Here is a 15,235-nt window from a genome sequence, read left to right as displayed (position 1 = left end):
ACGGGACACGGCTCCGTAGGAGTTGCGCCTAAAAGAGTCGTTTTTGATGATTTTGACGGTATTTTAAGTGTTCGTAAAATTAAGCTTTGACGCATGCGATAAGAAATCGGGACTTTGAAGCTGTCCGATTTAGAATAAATCCGCTTTACTGCCTTTCGTTACCCCGGCAGTTCCGCCGGGACTGTAAGTTTTTATTGCCCGTAGTACCGTCCCACGGTCTGGCTCAACATCCCCCGGATGTTGCCTTGAGCGCAAAAAATGCCTCAGTCAGTTGTGCGTATTTGCCCTAAAAACCGAAAACTTATTTTGAGCACGTTACTAAGCTACATTCACAAAAAGCGGAGACAGAGGGATTCGAACCCCCAATACCTTGTGATGGTATTACTTGTTTTCAAGACAAGCTCCTGATCCAACCGGGTTATCTCCGTAGCAAAAGTGACACAGGCAGGACTCGAACCTGCAAGCTTGCAATAAGACCTGATTTACAGTCAGGCGAGCCAACCAATTGCTCAACTGTGTCAAAAAAAGCAGAGAGTGAGGGATTCGAACCCCCGCGTCAAACCTGACCTAACAAGGTAGCAACCTGTCCCCTTCACCACTTGGGTAACTCTCTGAATATTGGTGCGAATAGAAGGAATCGAACCTCCATCTTCAGGGCTTCAACCTGACACTTTACCTTTAAGTTATATCCGCAAAAAAACGACCTGAAAGGACTTGAACCTTTATCACCTGAGTCAAAGTCAGGTATCCTAACCCATTGGACGACAGGTCGTTGAAATTGTGTGAATGACGGGAGTTGAACCAAACGTATCTCCTGGTTTTCAAACAGGTGCTTTGCCATTAAGCTACATTCACAAAAAGCGGAGACAGAGGGATTCGAACCCCCAATACCCCACGTAGGAGTACGACTGGCTTCCAACCAGTTCCCTCATCCAACCGGATTATCTCCAAAAAAGTGGAGGTGGTAGGATTCGAACCTACTCAGCCGAAGCAGTGCTTTTATAGAGCAATCCAACTCTCCAGCGTTGGCGCACCTCCAAAAAAATAGCAGAGAGCAATGGACTCGAACCATCTTCTATTATGCAGAATCAACTGTTTAGCAAACAGCGGAAGCCGCCTGACTTCTTTACTCTCTGTAATTGGGCTACCCTGTCAAGCATTGAACGCCTCTGCAGGGCAATAAAAAAAAGCCTCTCAGATTTTACATCCGAGAGGCTTAGTGCGTGTTTTACTTACACATTGGTATGTGTGTGTTAATACGTACAGATGCCTCCCGGATCGTTACTACTAAATGAATAATAACCAAACATTTGTTGTGATGATTGATAAAATGATATGTAAGTGTATTGTTTCATGTTGTTTTAAAAATGTATTTGTTTAAAATAAACTTGTACCCATGGAAGGACTCGAACCTTCACTGACCTGATTTTGAATCAGGCGCCTCTGCCTATTGGGCTACACGGGCATTTGTCAATATTTGGTACCAATGGAGGGATTCGAACCCCCAAGCCCTAGGGCTACGGTTTCTAAGACCGCTGCGTAAACCAGTTCCGCCACATTGGTATTTTGTGTTGATATATATAAAGGGTTTGTAACCAACAAACCATACAAACCCTTTGTGCTCGCAGGCATGCCTGCTTGACACTTCCAACTCAGTACCCATGAAAGGACTCGAACCTTCACTACCCTGATCCTAAATCAAGTGCCTCTGCCAATTGGGCTACACGGGTATTTATTGCTCCAAACCTTAAAACAGAATGAAGCGTATTGAGTAGTAACGGAGGGATTCGAACCCTCATGCTGATTTTAGCAACAGATTTTAAGTCTGTCATGTATACCAGTTCCATCACGTTACCATTGTAATTGTAGTGCCAATGGAGGGATTCGAACCCCCAATGCCAAAAGGCGACAGAGTCTGAGACTGCCGTGTCTGCCAATTCCACCACATTGGCTTTGCTTGAAATTGTATTATTTTAATATAGTAACATAGTCTGCCTATTTTGTTTCAGTGCTATTATCGATTAGCTAAAACAATTATTTAGTGTTCTATAGTATTTGTTTTGAGGTGCGAGTGGGATTCGAACCCACGACGATAAACAAGTTTTGCAGACCTGTGCTTTCAACCGCTCAGCCATCGCACCTGGTAATAGTTTAAACTGTACTTTAGGTATATTACAACTGTAATTAAGTAATGTTTTATTGCTAAATATCTGATTAATAGCTATATAACTTATTTTTTAGTGATTTGTAAAGCATAAAAAAAGCCCCTGATTTTGTCAGGGGCTTCGGTATATTATTGAATATTGCTTTTCAATCATTCCCAAAGAAATCCCCTGCTATTTCCTAAAAAGAAATAACTCAGTGATTGTAAGAGTGAGAGTTGGCAATATGTCGTTGTCATTGTTTTCATTATGTTACAAATGTACGATGGAGCTTTTTAACTTCCAAATGATTTTGTATTTTTTTTATAAATCTTCTTTTTAGTAAGAATATGTAGGTAGTTACGAGGCTCAATAGAAAAGGTTTCGTGGAGGACTATTTTTATGCAATAAGCCAGTTGGGTTGGTTTGAGGAGTAGTCAAACTTGACTTTATATATTAAGGGGACGTTTGGGTAAAGTAAATATAAAACTACTGCCTTCTCCTAAGGTACTTTCTACCCATATCTTGCCGTGGTTTTTTTCTACAAACTCCTGGCAAAGCATTAAACCCAAACCTGTTCCTTTTTCCTGGGCGGTACCAGGCGTACTAAAATGAGCTGCCTGGTCAAATATTAATGGAATATTGTCAGCGGCAATGCCTACTCCAGTATCATTGACCGATACCTTGAGGTAGTCTTGGTCGTTGCTACATACTTTTACTGTAATACTTCCACCATAGGGAGTAAATTTGACAGCATTGGCTATCAAGTTTCTTATAATCAATGCCACCATGTTGGCGTCAGCCCAGGCATAAGCATCTTCTTGAACTACATTATGCAGTTTTAGTTTTTTACTGTTAGATGTATCAAACAAGTGCAAGGTGTTTTCTGCCAGTTGGAACAAGTTCACTTTAGTATAATTTACATTGATTCCTTGCATTTGTAACTTTGACCAATACAATAAGTTATCTAGCAGGTTTTGGGTGATCTGTACCTGGCTGTTGAGCTTGTTTGACAACGACTTTACCTCTTGCGAGGATAGGTCGTCAGAGTTCATAAGGTGTAATACTCCTTGAATAGAATTAATAGGGCTGCGTAAATCGTGTGAGATGATAGAAAACAACTTGGCTTTGATGCTATTAAGTGCTTCCAGTCGGTCTTTTTGGGTTACCAGTACTTTGTTTTGTGCCTCTAGGCGGGTATTTTTACTTGCCACTTCCTTGGTACGTTTTTCAACCTTGGTTTCCAGTTCTGTGTTTATTTGCCTTGCAATCTCTTGGTGGGTTTGTAGCTCTGCAATAAGAATTTTTTGATGATAACGTTTTTGTATTTCATTATGGCGAAAGCGCACTCCTAAGCCTATAGCATAAGAAAACAGCTGCAGACATATCCCTAATTGAATAAAGTGTGGTTGTACCGGAGACGAGGTGTCTTGAATAAACCACCCTATGGTAATGCCTGTGCCCATCATAAAAAATAGCATGCCTGCTACAAAAAAGTTGGTAAATCGAGTCCTGTATTTGTAAAGCTGACCCAATACAAGGACTGTAAGTAAAATATCTGTTAGTACACTGCTGATAATGAGCCAGTTGGTGCGAGTAAGGTTAAATGATACTAACATAATAATACATCCAGCAGGCAACAATATCAGGCGGGCTTTTATCCACCATACAAGTATTTGATCCCACCAAGGGGTAAACGTTTGGGTGAGTAAAAACTTACGAAATAACTGAAGGTATATAATCATCGTGAGTTGAGCCGAAAAATACCAGGCAAACTCATTGAGTATAGGGGCTTTACTGAAAATGTTTTCTATCAATAACCCTGAAATAGCAAGAAAATAGATGGCGATGCCTATAATATATCCAGAGTAATAAAGGTAGAGCTTGTCTTTCATTACAAAGTATACAAAGGTGTAATAAATGGCCAGTAGCCATAAAAACCCTTGAAAAAAACCTTGGATAAGGTTGCGGTGGGCAATATGCTGGTGCCAGTGGTAGTAGCTATAAAGTTTAGGGGCTATTTTAGGCATACGAGCGTCTATACTGTGTATTTTTATATAGCAAATGCGAGTAGCTCCTTTAGGCAAAAATATACCAAACTGACTATGTCTTCCTTCTTTGATTTGTTTTTGGTTTTGGGTAACAAATTTACCGCTGTATTGAGGCTGCCATTGGTTGTTTTTCTTTTCTGGGCTTGATACATACAATGTGGCTCTGTTGGTATAGCCAATATGTAATATCCATTCTGTATCTCTGGGCAAGTTATTGTGTAACGAAACCCTAAGCCAATAGACACTACGGGCGTTGGTAGCAGGAGCACTGGATAAGGGTTTGAATTTTGTTTGAAAATCTATGTTACTTGTTTGTTCAATAGTGAAAAGGTTCAGTGAATCTTCCAATATTTGTGTAGTGCTATCAAGTAAATAACTTTGTTTAAACTGATCAATTTTGAATAACAAAGGAACAGTTTGGGCTTGAGTAAGGCAGGGCAAACCAAAACTTACCAAAAACACCCATACACAGGCTATCTTTTGGGTTGTAAAAAATGTATTTGTTATTGTGGGCAATGTCTTGAAAAGGTTTTTTAGGTGAAATAGTACCAACATTGTTTGGTGACCGCTTCACCCAATATTTACACTAATCTATACAATATATAATTCATGAAACGGTAAACTGTGGGTTTGTGTGAAGTAAAAAAAGCAATGGCGTGTAATGTTTTGGTGAAAAGCAGGCTACTAACCAGCGAAAACATCAAAAGTGTAGTTGAATGTTTGGGTTAGGGTAAAATACCGCATTTGTTCTTTAGAAATAGAGCCAAATATTTTTGAAATTTGGCCAATATTTGAAAGTGCAGATAAACTTTATTTACTTCGTAATATTTTTTAAGTAATATTGTCTAAAAACTACAGGCAATATTGTTTAGATACCCGTATATGATAATTTACAACAGGCATATTCATAAAGAGGGAACATTCAATTCATATCAGCACAAAAATTGTGATTAATTCAAAAAAGTTTTAAAACCGTTGGCATGTGTTTAAGAAACTGTTTGTTTTTTATTTTGTTTGCTTTCCTCTGTAACACTTTGATACAGTCTACCGCCATTGCTCAAGGCAACAGGCAGGTAGTATTGAAAGATAATGTACACTCTTACTCTATAGGAACCCAAACTTTTATTTTTAAAACTACTGATGCTACTATTGATATAAATCAAGTGGCTAGTGGTAAGTTTGATCAACATTTTACTTTATCTCATCACCAAAATATTATCAAAGGGCATTCTGACGCTTATTTTTGGGTAATGATCGAGATAAAAAACTGGTCTAAAAGCCCTGATTGGTTGCTGGAGTATGCTTATCCAACCCTTGACTATATTGATTTTTACTCGTTTGACCAACAAACTAAAAAATGGAAAGTGATTAATACCGGAGATCGAAGAGCTTTTGACTCGCGTCCTATATTTAATCGCAACTTCGTGTTTCCACTTGATTTTAGTAAGGTCAAAAAACAACGAATTTATCTAAGGGTGTGGGGAACAGGTACCATTCAGATTCCTCTTAAAATACATGCGAGGTCTCAGTTTTATAAAGAGTCGTCCTGGTCAGATGTTGTATATGGCTTGCTCTATGGAGTTTTAATTTTGATTTTAGCGCACAGCTTTTTCCTATACATCTCTCTCAATGATTTAAGCTACTTATTTTATATCATGTTTGTGATAGGGTCGCTACTATTTTACCCTTCCGACAGTGGACACACCTATCAATATATATGGCCAAACAGCATTTATTGGGCAAATCAGGTAATTCCATTTGGTATGGCATTGATGACTACAGGCTCTGTGCTATTTGCTATATTTTTTCTCAATATCAGAGAATATTCCCGCGGACTATACAAAGCAATGCAAGCAACCATTGTATTAGGGGTAGTGTTGATGATATTGGTGTTTGTTTTGCCTTTCCGCACCTCTATTGAGTTCATTGGGTACACTATTTTGCTAAACTCTATTTTATTGATCTCGTCAGGGGTAGTAGCTTGGCGCAAAGGTAATTTGTCTTCGCGTTATTTTACTATAGCCTGGGTAGTGTACACGTTTGGTATCTTGTTGCATGCTTTCAAAGACTTTGGGCTGTTGCCCGAAAGTGCGGTTGTTTGGCACTCTACCGAAGTATCGGCAGTAATAGAAATTGTATTGCTCTCTATGGCATTGGGTGACAAATACAATATATTTAAAGCTGAACGCGAAAAGTTGTCAGCAGAAATGCTACAAATGAAAGAGAAAGAAAACGAAAAGCTAGACAGAAAAGTCAAAGAACGCACCGCAAAGCTGGTAGAAACCAACGAAGAGCTTAACCAAACCATAGAGGAGCTGGACTTGACCAATGAACAACTCAACAAAATGAATATTGAGTTGGAAAAGAAAAACTCAGACATTACCGAAAGTATCAATTATGCCAAACGTATTCAATCGGCAATGTTACCCCACGATACTTATGTGACGCAGGATTTTCCCAAGCACTTTATATTCTTTCGCCCTCGCGACATAGTAAGTGGAGACTTTTACTGGTTTGGCAAAAAACATTTCAAAGGCGAAGATTATCAAGTATTGATGGTGGCCGATTGTACCGGACATGGAGTGCCTGGAGCATTTATGACTATTTTGGCGAGCAGCATTATTCATGAGATTATCAAGTATAAAGATTACGTAAGCCCTAAAGATATTTTGTATACTTTAGACGGGAAGCTTAATGAAACCCTACAGTCGCAAAGTGGTTCAAAAGTAAACGATGGAATGGATATGGCCATTCTGGTAATCAACGAAAGAGATAAGTCACTACAGTTTGCGGGTGCCAAAACTCCACTATATTATGTAAGAGATGGAGAGTTCCATCAGGTAAAAGGATCTATTTTTCCTATTGGAGGTTCGCATCAATATAAAACCGCTAAGCAGTTTGAAGATTTTGATTTGCAACTTCAGCCTGGTGATACTTTATACTTGTCTTCAGACGGTTTTCAAGACCAGTTTAGCAAAGAAATGGGTGGGAAGTTCCTTAAGAAAAACTTCCGCAATTTATTGCTAAAAATAAGCCCGTTAACGGTGGAAGAACAAGAGGAAAACTTACAAATAGAGTTAGACAATTGGAAAGGGGGCATTCGCCAAACTGATGATATTTTGGTAGTAGGGCTTAAAATTGACTGAGGCACTCAACTTTAGTTTTAGCCTTACTCTTGTGTATTTAAAGTGCTTGCCACATGATATAAGCATTGGTAAGTCCATCTGTTTGATGTTGGAAGGCTTTCGGGATTTCTCCTATGATTTTAAACCCCAACTTTTGCCATAACTTTACTGCCCGCTCATTGCTTTTTACTACTAAATTAAACTGCATTGCTTTATACCCTAGTTTTTTTGCTTCCTCTAACGAAAACTTGCCCATAGCAGTCCCCAAACCCTTACCTGTCATGCCAGGCAAGGTCATATAGCCAGCATTGGCCACGTGTGCTCCCAAATCCGGAAAATTATCGGCAATCATAAAAGTGCCTGCAATTTTTTCGTCGACTACTGCTACATAAGTATATTTGTTGGGATCACACCAATAATTGAGCATTTTTTCTTTATGAGAGTTGGGGGCAAAAACATAGGTATCTCCTTTAGCTATTACCTGGCGTATGATTTCCCAGATGGCATCCTGGTCTTCTTGAGTAGCTTTTCTTATCAACATTTTAGACTATTTTGAGAATATAAAGAGTCCTAATTTAAAAAAATAAATATTAGAATCTATTTTGGTAGGAGAACTTAATGCAATGAAGTATAAGTGAATTTGTATTTTTTATGGTAAAAGTATTAAAAAATTTCTGTTCTTCTTAATTAGTATTGCTTTTCTTCCGGATAATCTGTTTTTCCCTTTTAGTGTCCTGAGTTTTTATTTAAATCATAAAAAACAAGATGAATTCTAATACTATGTTTCAACAAACTTATACCTCTAATCCTGAAGACATTGTGGTTTTATTTGTGCAAGCATTTAACGATCGTGATGCAGTGGCGCTTGCCAATTTGTTTGTCGAGGATGCCGAATTTGTAAATGTAGTAGGGCTTTGGTGGCACAACCGTCAAGCTATTTGGAAAGCCCATGATTATGGCTTTAAAACTATTTTTAACCATTCTACTGTAGAGTTGCGAAAAGTAAAAGTAAAGCTTGTGACGCCAGAGGTAGCTTTGGTACAAGCACGTATGAAATTGACCGGACAAACTGCCCATGCGGGCATTGCTCAACCCAAAAGCCGCCAAAATGTAATTAGTTTTGTGGTACATCGTCAATCGTTGGGTTGGGTGGCTGTATCGGCGCATAACACTGACATAGTACCCGGCAAAGAAACCAATATTGTAGATGAATTGGGCAATATTACCTCGGTAGACTATCGTGAGCGATAATCATCTTTGATTTCGCTTTTCTTCCTTGATTAATTGGCAAATTGTTTCTTTATTTACCTGTTAATGCCTTAGGAATGGTACCAAAATAAATTTACATTCTTAACCTCATCTTTTGAGGCTATACTTTGTTAAAAAATAGCCGAATAGCGCTGCTATTAGCCGATTTTTTACCTTGTCTAGCAACAAAATATTTTAGCGTTACTATAGAAATTTATTTTTACACCATTCCTTATCAAAATTGAATTACAAGAAAAGGTTGTTTTACAGCCGTATTTTATGGCTAAAGCTGTTTTGCTATTATTTTTATAGAGTTTATGCATTTTACTATTTGGACAGAAAAAAGACCCGGTAAAGGGGAAGATGCTGTACCTACATTGCTTGTTAACGATGACTATACGCAAGGGGTGTTGGCAGTGTATGATGGTCTGGGGGGAGCTGGAAGTAAACTGTATACTTACCAAGATAACCAAGGCAAAACAGTAGCGCATACTGGGGCTTACTTAGCGTCTCGTTTAGCCAAACAAATTACTGAACGTCTTTTTGCTACAATATCTACTGGAGAAGAAGTAGAGATAGATTTTGTTGAAGGATTGAAAACTGACTTGTTGAAAGGGTTTACTGATAAAGTGAACCAAATTGACCAAAATCCTTCTAAGTTGAGGAGTAAACTAATCAAGCGGTTGCCTACTACACTTGCAGGGCTTTATTATACTTTTGATACCCACCAGCAGTTAAAGGTGACTTCATTTTGGGCAGGCGATTCACGTTGTTATGCACTTACTGCCAATGGGTTGTGTCAATTGTCAAATGATGATTTGAACGGAACACCTGATGCGTTTGAGAATCTACTGATGGATGCCACCATTTCTAATTGTATACATGCCGATGGTAAGTATTCAATTAACCAAAGCACTGTTTTGGTCAAAGAACCAGTCATATTCATTACTGCTACCGATGGTTGTTTTGGTTTTGTGAAATCTCCAGCACATTTTGAGTATTTGTTGTTGCAAGCACTTATGAATAGCCAATATGATGCAGAAGCCTGGAAAGAATGCCTGGAAGAGGCAATGGTAGCAATTGCTGGTGATGACCTGAGTATGAGTGTACTGGCATTGGGCAGGAAAACTTTGGAAGACTGGAAAGTTTATTTTTATGAAAGGTTTAAGTATGTGCAAGCACGGTTTGTGCGTCCTGTAGAAGAAGCCGAAGCTAGTATGCAGTTTTTGCAAAAACAAGAAGGGTTTTTGCCCGTAGAACCAGAAAAACTCTATGAGCAAAAACGATTGCTTTTGGAACAGCTTTGGCAAGCATACAAAGAGAGTTATTATGGGTAAACTCTTGCCTTGTGGTGATATAATCACGGAACTTGCTTGAGGGGTTAGGGAGTTTGCAATAAATAGTCTCCCAGGTTTTGGTGAATGGTTTTGATCAAAGACCAGGCGCATTTTAAGGGCATAGCAGCGCTACGGCCGCAACATGCAACGAAGTATTTGGACAAAAAAATCGCCAGAAATGGGTAGCTTATTTTTTGTATGCTCCCTTAGGAATGGTGAGAAATTAAATTATCATTCTTGAGGTAGAGGTTTTGTTTTGAGACGAGGCTATTTTTTGCGCCCATAGCAGCGCTACGGGCAATAAAAATAACGAAGTATCAAGGCGAAAAATCACCCCTCAGAGTGTAAATTTATTTTTGAACAATTCCTTAATCTTGAAAGCCAGAGAAGTTCATTAAATATTTGAGGATAGAAAATTTAGACTAAAAATGATCAAAAGTGCTTTTAATGTACAATATGTAAACAGATTGCGTAGGTTTTGGGCATTTTTACTGGACTTATTTTTATATATTATCTTTTTTGTGCCAGTGACTATAGCCTTGCTGCTCATTTCTTTTGAACAAAAAACCATTCTATATTTTTGCCTGTACTTGTTGTTTCTAATTGGGTTTTTTCAGGTATACCTTACATTTCGCCTGGGGGGTTCGGTGGGTAAACTTACTTTAGACATTAAGGTTGTCACTCAGGAAAAAGAATATGTAAGCCTGGGGCAGGCATTGATACGTACTTTTCCTTATATAATTGCCAGTATTTATCTCATTGCTTTTCTTCATTATGTGTTAGACAACTTACCTGCTGTGCAATACCCTACCTCTGTTCCTGACGCTTTCCGAACGGTAATATTTTGGGGCAAGCAATACTTTACTCATCCCTTGGCAATCATTGTAGGAGGCATTTTGTTATTAGACTACTGTCTTGCTTTTGTAGTGCCGGGGCGACAAACTTTACACGACCTTTTGGCGGGTACTTATGCTATTACCAGAGAATCGTTTTATGCAGAGTATAACAACAAAAACCCTTATTTGATGAATATTATAGGGGAAACTGTTTTACTCAAAAACTATCGCTCAAATAGCATCCTGGCAACAAGCCTACCTCAAAAAGCAGTAGTAAAAGCTTATGTCAAACTAGATAATGATCGCCTGAATATGTTTTTGCTTGAGTTGACAAGGCAGATAAAACTGGAGGGGCGTAATATTATGAGCAGCCATTTGGTGATACAGCTGCAGGACGAGCACTCTTCTTTGCGTTCGGGGCGTAATCAAGTGGTGTATTTGCTGGCACCTCCGGCAAACATTGATTTTGAGGCACGCTATGAGCTTAGCGAAGATGACTTATTGTTTCTGGATTTTGTGGTGGTAGAATAAAAAAAGCTCCTGGTTTCTCCAAAAGCTCTTTTTTATATAAAAATATATTTGTAGTGTTATACTTAAACAAAAATGGTTTTGGGGACAGGTTTTGATCAATTGCCTGAATACCAACATTAATCAACCGAAGCTACAGCTTTGCTGTGCTGAGCTCAGCTTCAGCTAATCCTGTAAATCCTAAAACCGAGTCTATTTATAAATCCCGATTCATCGGGGCAGCTTGCTGTGACGAGCTCACCGCAGGTAATCACTTTAATCTTAGGAATGGTGTAAAAATAAATTTCTATAGTAACGCTAAAATATTTTGTTGCTAGACGAGGCAAAAAATCGGCTAATAGCATCGCTATTCGGCTATTTTTTAACAAAGTATAGCCTCAAAAGATGAGGTTAAGAATGTAAATTTATTTTGGTACCATTCCTTAGTATATCAATTTGCCTTTGCTCCCAATAATTCTTGTTTTAGTTCCTCCGTTTTTCTGGCTACTTCTTCTATCATTGCTTCTACCTCTTGGGCAGTGGCATATTCATAGCGAGTGGCTGCCTCTACCTCCAGGTAATCTTCGTCGGTAATAGTAAGTTTAGAGTAGATCATATAGTAATTTTTCTTGAGCAACTCTTTGAAGTCAAGCTCTGGGTGATCGTGCAAAGTGCAAACAGTACTGCTTAACATTACCATTTGAGCGGTTTCGTTTTGAGCCGTTTGGCGGTCAGCAACATAGCCTCTTACACTCTGAAACTTACTTTCATCATCATTAACGGGCACAGTTATGATAACCATATCTTCAGAATACTCGGTATACTGACCGTGTAGCTCCATGGATAAACTTTCAAGCAACTGCTCGATATTTTTAAGCTTTTTACGATTCATAATTATTAACGTTAAGTGTGTAGATAAATAAGAGTTTGTCTAATTAAGTAGCAGCAAGTAATAAGCTATAAGCCACAAGTAGGTGTAACTTATTCATAGTATGATAGTTATACCTATTCATTAGATGTATTTAATTTACAAGAAAATATAGTTTTTAAACATACTCAAAGCAAATAAAGATTGAAGTCTTTTTGAAATTTTTCGCAAGTAAAGTTAATGTATTTATTTTGATCAAGGAATGACAATTATCAGGTAGACCAATGAAATTTACTAGGTTTGGTTGTATTTTGTGCCAAATTCAATTTAATAGAATAAAAATGCTCAAAGGTGAGAATATTAATGGATATGTTGTACTGCAAAACTTTACTACTGCGGGTGGTGGGTTGAGCAAGTGGACTTTTGCCCAAAAGGGTGGCAAGGTATATTTTTTAAAAGAATTTTTATCGCCCAAGTATCCCACACCCGATGCGCCAGGGAGTGAAAAGTCGAAGCAGCGAAAACTGAAAGAGTGTCAAAAGTTTGAAAAGCATCACCAGGGTTTAATCCAGGAGGTAAACGAGAAATGCGGTATAGGAGGGAACCTGGTATTTACGGTTGATTTTTTCAGGCATAAAACCAAGTATTACAAGGTGACTGAAAAGATAGATGTAGCTTCGTTGTCTGTTGCCGAAATAGCTTCATTACCTTTGGCAAAACGTATACTAATACTGAAAACCATTGCCCATAGCCTCAATGTATTGCACAATGCCCAAATAGTGCATGGCGATCTGAAGCCTGACAACATTTTGATTAAGAGGAGCAAAACCGGGAGCTATACGGCAAAATTGATTGACTTTGATAATAGTTATTTTTCTGAACATCCCCCCGAAATTACCGAAGATGTAGTAGGCGACATGGCGTTTTATTCACCCGAACTGGCTTTATACATCAAAGAAGACCCTGCCGTAACCCCTGACGACTTGACTACCAAGTCTGATATTTTTGCTTTGGGGCTTTTGTATGCGTTGTATCTCACCGGAAAAATGCCTGAATTTGACCACGAGGCGTATACTTATGCAGGAATAGCAGCTATTGCTGACAAACAAATTGTTTTGACAGCAACCGATTTGCCAGATAAACTCAACGGTTTGGTTACCAGCATGCTACAAACCAACTACCATAAACGCCCTGGCATAGGAGAGGTTTTTAATACACTCAAAACGATGGATTTGGGCAAAGAAACTGTTGCAACCGATAAAACAACAAAAAAGAGCAGTGGGCTGAGCTTAAAAGGAAATTTATTGGCTAAAAAAGGAACAGGAGGGAAGGAGGCACCTACTCCGTTGCTACGTAAAAAACCAGGTGCTACAGGCGAAAAAACTGTGGGAGGCTTGCGGGGGAAAGGCTTAAGTATTAGAAAGAAAAAAGATTAAATTTCTTAAATTTGAAATTACTCTATAATTTAAACAATGAACCATTATTATGCGTTGGACTTGCCTTAATTGTGAATCTGTGAATAGCCATGAAGGGAGTATGTGCGAAGTATGCGGCTATGAGCGGTATTTTTCTATTGATGAAGTAAAAGATATTTTGAAAGAAAACGGTGGCTCAGATTTGATAATTAATGAAAATCAAGAAAAAGATTTTAAAAAGCTTCAGGCAAACCTTAAGCGTGCCAGCACAGTAAATAAAAAATTACGTAAAGAAAACAAAGATTTAACCCGCCAGGTGAAGGACATGGAACCTGCCCAAAGCAAGCTCAATTTACTACAGGAACAGCTTTACTCAATAAAAAGAATGAACCTTCGACTTAAGATATGGTTTGCGTTTTCCTTTATCTTTATTTTAGTGTTGTTAATGGTGAAGCTAAAAATTTCGTTTGAGATTCTATGATTTTTCGAGCGTTAGTACCCAATTAGCTCACTCTCTAAACTTATAAACTTTCAAAATTTATTGAAAATACTAAAACTTTGAGTATCTTTGAGCGTATAGTTTGATATAATACCTAATTCAAGTTGCAAGCTACAAGTAGCTGTTTTTAAAGAGCTAAAAATATACAAGTACCTGATAGCCAGAGTGTTTTTTGTTACAAACGCAACTTACGTTACCTAAGAAAAGTAGTCAACTAAACAATACATACTATGAACCTTTCAAGACGATTTTTAAAAGCCGATATGAATGTACAAACAGTAATGTTGTCTATTCAGTTATTAGTGGCTTTGTTGGCGTTTACTTCGGGTGGAGGGGTAATGCTTTGGGTACCTGTCATTACTTTCTTTTTAGGAGTATACCAATGGGCTATAAGTGCTATGATACATATTACAGGGTTGCGTTATACACCAGAACCCATCAAGAAATGGAGGCAAATTCATATCATAGGTTCTGTGGTGTACCTTGCTTTTGCTATAGCTATGACTATGATGACTAATCGAGATTATTACTTTATTCTCTGGTTAATTGGTATTCCTCAGCTGATAGGTTTTGCTTATTATGGGCTTACTATTTGGGACTATAGACTCTACAATACCTATCGTGACAATGTAGGGTAACTCTAAATGTGGACCTTGAGTGGCGAGTCGCTTTTGAGGTTGGTTATTTTATTAGTACCTTGTGCACGATAATTTATCCAATCTGTCAAACAACCTTTTTACCCTTTAATATGGATCAGAAGGAAATCAAACTAATGCTTGGCATTGTCATCCCTAATTGTCTGGCAATTGTTATTATTAGCTCGATGTCTTTTACAATGTCACAAAATCATAATATTGTGTGGTTAGGTATTGTGCTACTTCCAGTGTTGATGGGAATGATTAGCCAATATTATTGGCGCGATTTGAAACTTACCAAAAACGACTATATCAAATACCATTTGATGAACCTGGCAGTGGCTTCGTTCTGGAGCTGGTGGCTCATAGGTCGAGAGTTATAAATGCTTGAACCAATGGGGATTTCTGCCCAATTTACAAAAAACATATACTATACGAATTAGAGCTTGTTTAAAATTCACCTAAAAGGCGTTTTACGCGATTTTTGCACTCATATATTGCTAAATTTATCAGCAATAGCGCTGCTATTACTTCAAAATTTAACGCATCTGAGCACAAAACTCATCGAAAATC

At 38.2% G+C, this 15,235-nt stretch carries 11 protein-coding genes and 14 tRNA genes; 8 read left to right on the top strand and 17 right to left on the bottom strand.

Going from position 1 to position 15,235, the window contains the following annotated elements:
- Window positions 1-339: 339 nt before the first annotated feature.
- From Q0954_RS02505 to Q0954_RS02435, 15 genes are all read right to left on the bottom strand, one after another.
- Window positions 340-426: transfer RNA gene (locus Q0954_RS02505), tRNA-Ser, on the bottom strand.
- Between the two features lie 10 nt (window positions 427-436).
- Window positions 437-520 (bottom strand) — tRNA-Tyr (locus tag Q0954_RS02500).
- A gap of 8 nt (window positions 521-528) precedes the next feature.
- Window positions 529-613, bottom strand: a tRNA-Ser gene (locus Q0954_RS02495).
- 6 nt (window positions 614-619) lie between these two features.
- Window positions 620-693 (bottom strand) — tRNA-Phe (locus Q0954_RS02490).
- A gap of 6 nt (window positions 694-699) precedes the next feature.
- Window positions 700-772: transfer RNA gene (locus Q0954_RS02485), tRNA-Gln, on the bottom strand.
- 9 nt (window positions 773-781) lie between these two features.
- Window positions 782-855, bottom strand: a tRNA-Phe gene (locus Q0954_RS02480).
- A 6-nt stretch (window positions 856-861) separates the two neighbouring features.
- Window positions 862-949: transfer RNA gene (locus tag Q0954_RS02475), tRNA-Ser, on the bottom strand.
- A 7-nt stretch (window positions 950-956) separates the two neighbouring features.
- Window positions 957-1,038, bottom strand: a tRNA-Tyr gene (locus tag Q0954_RS02470).
- A gap of 353 nt (window positions 1,039-1,391) precedes the next feature.
- A tRNA-Leu gene (locus Q0954_RS02465) sits at window positions 1,392-1,465 on the bottom strand.
- Between the two features lie 13 nt (window positions 1,466-1,478).
- A tRNA-Leu gene (locus Q0954_RS02460) sits at window positions 1,479-1,563 on the bottom strand.
- Window positions 1,564-1,656: 93 nt separating this feature from the next.
- Window positions 1,657-1,730 (bottom strand) — tRNA-Leu (locus tag Q0954_RS02455).
- 42 nt (window positions 1,731-1,772) lie between these two features.
- Window positions 1,773-1,856 (bottom strand) — tRNA-Leu (locus tag Q0954_RS02450).
- Window positions 1,857-1,869: 13 nt separating this feature from the next.
- A tRNA-Leu gene (locus tag Q0954_RS02445) sits at window positions 1,870-1,952 on the bottom strand.
- Between the two features lie 111 nt (window positions 1,953-2,063).
- Window positions 2,064-2,141: transfer RNA gene (locus Q0954_RS02440), tRNA-Cys, on the bottom strand.
- Between the two features lie 449 nt (window positions 2,142-2,590).
- Window positions 2,591-4,747: a sensor histidine kinase gene (locus Q0954_RS02435; protein WP_299453141.1), complete on the bottom strand. Its 2,157-nt coding sequence runs from the start codon at window positions 4,745-4,747 to the stop codon at window positions 2,591-2,593.
- 479 nt (window positions 4,748-5,226) lie between these two features.
- Here Q0954_RS02435 and Q0954_RS02430 point away from each other — a divergent pair, with 479 nt between their 5' ends.
- Window positions 5,227-7,338 carry a 7TM diverse intracellular signaling domain-containing protein gene (locus Q0954_RS02430; protein WP_299453139.1) on the top strand — a complete coding sequence of 704 codons (2,112 nt, stop codon included), beginning with the start codon at window positions 5,227-5,229 and terminating at the stop codon, window positions 7,336-7,338.
- Window positions 7,339-7,375: 37 nt separating this feature from the next.
- Here Q0954_RS02430 and Q0954_RS02425 read toward each other — a convergent pair whose 3' ends face one another.
- A complete protein-coding gene (locus Q0954_RS02425) occupies window positions 7,376-7,858 on the bottom strand; it encodes a GNAT family N-acetyltransferase (protein ID WP_299453137.1) in 483 nt (160 codons plus the stop codon).
- Between the two features lie 224 nt (window positions 7,859-8,082).
- On the opposite strand from Q0954_RS02425, the gene Q0954_RS02420 reads away from it, so the two are divergent.
- The 3 genes from Q0954_RS02420 to Q0954_RS02410 all read left to right on the top strand — a co-directional run bounded on the left by Q0954_RS02420 (window position 8,083) and on the right by Q0954_RS02410 (window position 11,269).
- A complete protein-coding gene (locus Q0954_RS02420) occupies window positions 8,083-8,568 on the top strand; it encodes an SgcJ/EcaC family oxidoreductase (protein WP_299453135.1) in 486 nt (161 codons plus the stop codon).
- Between the two features lie 314 nt (window positions 8,569-8,882).
- Window positions 8,883-9,902, top strand: coding sequence for a hypothetical protein (locus Q0954_RS02415; RefSeq protein WP_299453132.1), 1,020 nt, complete (start codon window positions 8,883-8,885; stop codon window positions 9,900-9,902).
- Window positions 9,903-10,330: 428 nt separating this feature from the next.
- On the top strand, window positions 10,331-11,269 hold the full coding sequence (locus Q0954_RS02410; RefSeq protein WP_299453130.1) for an RDD family protein: 939 nt from the start codon (window positions 10,331-10,333) through the stop codon (window positions 11,267-11,269).
- Between the two features lie 427 nt (window positions 11,270-11,696).
- Here Q0954_RS02410 and Q0954_RS02405 read toward each other — a convergent pair whose 3' ends face one another.
- Window positions 11,697-12,137 carry a hypothetical protein gene (locus Q0954_RS02405; RefSeq protein ID WP_299453128.1) on the bottom strand — a complete coding sequence of 147 codons (441 nt, stop codon included), beginning with the start codon at window positions 12,135-12,137 and terminating at the stop codon, window positions 11,697-11,699.
- Between the two features lie 317 nt (window positions 12,138-12,454).
- Between Q0954_RS02405 and Q0954_RS02400 the strand changes: the two genes are divergently transcribed.
- The 4 genes from Q0954_RS02400 (at window position 12,455) to Q0954_RS02385 (ending at window position 15,045) form a co-directional block, all read left to right on the top strand.
- Window positions 12,455-13,549, top strand: a complete 1,095-nt coding sequence (locus Q0954_RS02400) for a protein kinase (RefSeq protein ID WP_299453126.1) — start codon at window positions 12,455-12,457, stop codon at window positions 13,547-13,549.
- 100 nt (window positions 13,550-13,649) lie between these two features.
- Entirely contained in the window at window positions 13,650-14,009 is a 360-nt protein-coding gene (locus Q0954_RS02395; protein WP_299453124.1) for a hypothetical protein, read from the top strand.
- A 248-nt stretch (window positions 14,010-14,257) separates the two neighbouring features.
- Entirely contained in the window at window positions 14,258-14,665 is a 408-nt protein-coding gene (locus Q0954_RS02390) for a hypothetical protein (protein ID WP_299453122.1), read from the top strand.
- 110 nt (window positions 14,666-14,775) lie between these two features.
- On the top strand, window positions 14,776-15,045 hold the full coding sequence (locus tag Q0954_RS02385; protein WP_299453120.1) for a hypothetical protein: 270 nt from the start codon (window positions 14,776-14,778) through the stop codon (window positions 15,043-15,045).
- The last annotated feature ends 190 nt before the right edge of the window (window positions 15,046-15,235 follow it).

Source organism: uncultured Microscilla sp., from assembly GCF_947493425.1.
Classification (GTDB): Bacteria; Bacteroidota; Bacteroidia; order Cytophagales; family Microscillaceae; genus Microscilla.
The sequence above is the reverse complement of the archived record's forward strand: the minus strand, read 5'-3'. Positions and strand labels throughout refer to the sequence as shown.

Coding starts and splice junctions, on each gene's coding strand:
- Q0954_RS02385 (WP_299453120.1), top strand. CDS start 14,776: ATGGATCAGAAGGAAATCAAACTAATGCTTGGCATTGTCATCCCTAAT.
- Q0954_RS02390 (WP_299453122.1), top strand. CDS start 14,258: ATGAACCTTTCAAGACGATTTTTAAAAGCCGATATGAATGTACAAACA.
- Q0954_RS02415 (WP_299453132.1), top strand. CDS start 8,883: ATGCATTTTACTATTTGGACAGAAAAAAGACCCGGTAAAGGGGAAGAT.
- Q0954_RS02405 (WP_299453128.1), bottom strand. CDS start 12,137: ATGAATCGTAAAAAGCTTAAAAATATCGAGCAGTTGCTTGAAAGTTTA.
- Q0954_RS02410 (WP_299453130.1), top strand. CDS start 10,331: ATGATCAAAAGTGCTTTTAATGTACAATATGTAAACAGATTGCGTAGG.
- Q0954_RS02395 (WP_299453124.1), top strand. CDS start 13,650: ATGTGCGAAGTATGCGGCTATGAGCGGTATTTTTCTATTGATGAAGTA.
- Q0954_RS02435 (WP_299453141.1), bottom strand. CDS start 4,747: ATGTTGGTACTATTTCACCTAAAAAACCTTTTCAAGACATTGCCCACA.
- Q0954_RS02425 (WP_299453137.1), bottom strand. CDS start 7,858: ATGTTGATAAGAAAAGCTACTCAAGAAGACCAGGATGCCATCTGGGAA.
- Q0954_RS02420 (WP_299453135.1), top strand. CDS start 8,083: ATGAATTCTAATACTATGTTTCAACAAACTTATACCTCTAATCCTGAA.
- Q0954_RS02400 (WP_299453126.1), top strand. CDS start 12,455: ATGCTCAAAGGTGAGAATATTAATGGATATGTTGTACTGCAAAACTTT.